Raw genomic sequence first — 3,356 nt, 5'->3', positions numbered from 1 at the left:
AAGGTAGACCTAAGTGGGTTACTGTTATTATAACACTAAAAAATTGCATCTAGCTAGGTAATTTGGAAATCTACGTTCCTCCGATTTCCCGCTGTCCATCCTCACCCTACTCTGTTGAGGGTGAGGACTTCCGCGACTACGATAAACCTTAAAGTGTTTTGTCCTCTGGCTTCTGCTCCTTGGCTTTTACTCTCTTCCTTACTGTACTCGGCTTCTGCTTTGTGGTTTCTGGCTTCTGCTCTGGTGTAGTAGGCTTTGGCTCTTTAGCTTCTAGCTTCTGCTCTGGTGTAGTAGGCTTCTGCCTTTTTATAGTAGGCTTTTGCTCTTTAGCTTCTGGATTGGGCCTTCCTGTACTAGGCTTGTGCTTTGGCTTATTCTGCCGTTTCTCCTGCTGTACGGCTGTCTTATCCGCTTTCGACGCCTTCAAAAACTTAGGTGCTTTCTCCAATGGCGGCGCTAATAGAGCATCGAACTCAAAAAGACTTCTATCAGGTAAAAATTTAGCCTTGACTTGAATAAATGCAGGATGTCCCTGTTCCTCTTTTGTGAGTGTCGGATTGAATCGAAACGGCTTAACCGGAGAATCTTTCCACATCATCGGTAGGTGAGACGCTTTCATAAATCTCACCTTTTGCGCCGGTTCAGCTTTCTTGATATAGTCTAGGCGATCGTCATTGAAATTCCGGAAAATCGAGACAACCGGTCCTCGACACACAGGAATGAATTGCCACAAGCCACGGATTTGAAACTCGAAGTCTTGCAATTGTGCTGCAACGCCATCGGGTTCTCCTTTGGAGAATCCTACCAACTGAAAGGAAAGCTGGTGCGGCTTGTTGCGTTGCGGAAAGTGGGTCACTCTTGGGTAAACGATTAATCGTTGAGTCGGCTCTCCCGTGTTCTTTATTTCCAGTTTCAGAGCGTTGAAAGCCCTGCGTAATCGAGATGTATAGAAGAGTGGATAGTCTTTACCAGCGATAGTAAGCATAGCACGTCCCTCGTCCGACACGCTGACTTCACCGAGGACGATTCCAATCGCTTGGAAGATACTACCCTCATTTTCCGATTCCCTTTTGTTCTGCTCAGGGGCGTCAGTTGTTTCAGGTGTTTCAGTTGTTTCAGGTGTTTCAGGTGTTGCTGTCGTCTGTTCGAGTTCTGTCTCTGTCATCATGGCTGCTGCTGGCTTTTTTGTTCAGGGTAGCATTAGAAGCTATATTCCGTAGCAAATTGCTGCACGTTGGTTCCGTTAAAACCGACTGAAATTCTTATCCCGTCGTCTTTAGACGAATATAAACGGTTCGCTATGGGATTGAATCTATGGCGAATTGTTGCGATTTGTGCGACTGCGGTTTGTGTGAATGCGACTTATTTTTGATTGACCCATTGTACTACGGCTTGGGTTAACCCTTCTAAAGTATACTGTTGAGCCTCTACATCCACTCGTCCCAACCGTTGTTGACAGGTTTTGGACGTTTGGGGACCAATGGAAGCAATACAGACATTTTTCAAAAGCGAGAGTGGCTCATTGCTCGTTTTTTCTAAAAGCTGATAAAAATTTTTGACGGTTTTAGAACTGGCAAATGTAATAATATCGACGGTACGATTTTGCAACGCTGCCCAAGCTGGGGGGGCTATTTCCCCTGGACAAGTTGATTGATACGCCGCAACTTCCACCATATTAGCACCTTGGGCAGTTAATTCTTGGACTAAAACCTCTCGTCCCCCAGTTTCCACACGGGGGAACAGGATATTTTGCTCAGCCAGGGGTTCAGGAAAATGTTCAACCAGGGAATCGGCGACAAAATCCGGGGGAATAAAATCTGGGTTTAATCCTCGTTCTTTTAAACTCATCGCCGTTTTCTTCCCCACAACGGCGATTTTGACTTCGGATAACGCACGGCTATCTTTTCCTAGCGTCAGCAGTCGTTCAAAAAAGTAATTGACGCCGTTACTTGAGGTGAGAATTAACCAATCGAAATCGGATAAGTGGGTGATTGCTTTATCCAAAGCGTCCCAACTCGACGGCGGCGTAATCAACAATGCGGGCATTTCAATCACTGTAGCACCTTCATGTTCTAACAAGTCCCGGAATGTACTCGAGTGTTCCGCCGAACGAGTAACTAAGATTGTTTTACCCTGAAGCATCTGTTGGCAACCACTTCTACTGATGTCTTCGCCTATTATCTCGTGCTTTGTCCATTCTGTATTCAACGGTTGGGGCGATTGCAGATAGTCTCGTAATCCTACCACTTCTCCCACGACAATGACTACAGGAGACAGCGAGACACCAGCCGTTTGCCTCACAATACTGGACAATGTTCCCGCCCAAACCTGTTGCTGAGTCCGTCCACAAGCCTGAATCACAGCCACAGGGGTTTGATAGGATTTGCCATAACGCTGTAACTGCTCAACGATTTTCGCTAAATGACGCCCACCCATTAGAATAACCAAGGTATCAATTCGTGCCAATGCTTCCCAGTCTAATGCTTCGGGTTGATGGGCACTGAGGACGGCAAAACAGCGACTTAAAACCGCATCAGTCAGGGGAATATTTGCCAGTAACGGTGCAGCGAGGGCAGAGGAAATTCCTGGTACGACTTCAAAGGCGCAACCTGCATTGGTTAACGCTTGAATTTCCGACGTCGCCCGACCAAAGATAAAGGGATCACCACTTTTTAAACGGACTACCTGCTTCCCTTGTTTACATTGTTTGACCAACAATTGATTAATTTCCGCTTGTGGAGTTGAGGGATGTCCCCCCCGCTTTCCCACATCAAACTGGCGGCAATTTGCCGAGACTAATTGTAAAAGTTGAGAGTCTACTAAAGCGTCATAGACTAACACTTCCGCTTGACTGAGAAGCTGTTGCCCTTGTCGGGTGAGGTATGCCATGCTTCCAGGTCCAGCACCGACGAGATAGACTTTACCCAAAGGGCGGCGATTAAGCACATTTTTAGAAGGATTGAGGTGAACCATTCTCCAATTTTAAACCGTTTTTGTGTATACATCCCCCTTAAGTATAATTTCGTTTCTAACCTAGGTCATAAATAAAGAGTTACCAACAATCCTACATGAGGGGGAATGTATTCCTTGACTATAGCGAGGGATAGAATGTCCGGTTGAATACTTACACCCTTGGTGAAGGCAAGACTTCAGAACAGAAGGCTCCAGGGTATAGGTAAAAGGAAATACGGTGTTTTGGCAAACAATCGGGTTTACTTATCAATGGATAATTAATAATTGATAATTGACAATTGATTAATTGGGTCTAAGACCTCTTCGTTTACGAAGAAATTAAAAAAGATTTTCCTTAATTTCAATCCTCTTCTTTTAAGGAGAGGTCATTATCCATTGTTCAT

General features: G+C 45.3%; 2 protein-coding genes. Both read right to left on the bottom strand.

The genetic code is table 11. The features are described 5' to 3' along the window. Positions 1-148: 148 nt before the first annotated feature. Entirely contained in the window at positions 149-1,168 is a 1,020-nt protein-coding gene (locus RLO19_RS12010; protein WP_446356645.1) for a hypothetical protein, read from the bottom strand. Positions 1,169-1,362: 194 nt separating this feature from the next. After that, positions 1,363-2,973 (bottom strand): uroporphyrinogen-III C-methyltransferase, encoded by a 1,611-nt coding sequence (cobA, locus tag RLO19_RS12005; protein ID WP_446356643.1) that lies wholly within the window; start codon positions 2,971-2,973, stop codon positions 1,363-1,365. Between the last annotated feature and the right edge of the window lie 383 nt (positions 2,974-3,356).

Source organism: Coleofasciculus sp. G2-EDA-02 (assembly GCF_040226375.1).
In the GTDB taxonomy this organism is placed as follows: domain Bacteria; phylum Cyanobacteriota; class Cyanobacteriia; order Cyanobacteriales; family Coleofasciculaceae; genus Coleofasciculus.
Note: the sequence above shows the minus strand (reverse complement) of the source record. Positions and strands in the feature narration are given on the sequence as shown.

What these genes read in the sequence shown, in the direction of transcription:
- cobA (WP_446356643.1), bottom strand. Translation starts at nt 2,973, where the DNA reads ATGGTTCACCTCAATCCTTCTAAAAATGTGCTTAATCGCCGCCCTTTG.
- RLO19_RS12010 (WP_446356645.1), bottom strand. Translation starts at nt 1,168, where the DNA reads ATGATGACAGAGACAGAACTCGAACAGACGACAGCAACACCTGAAACA.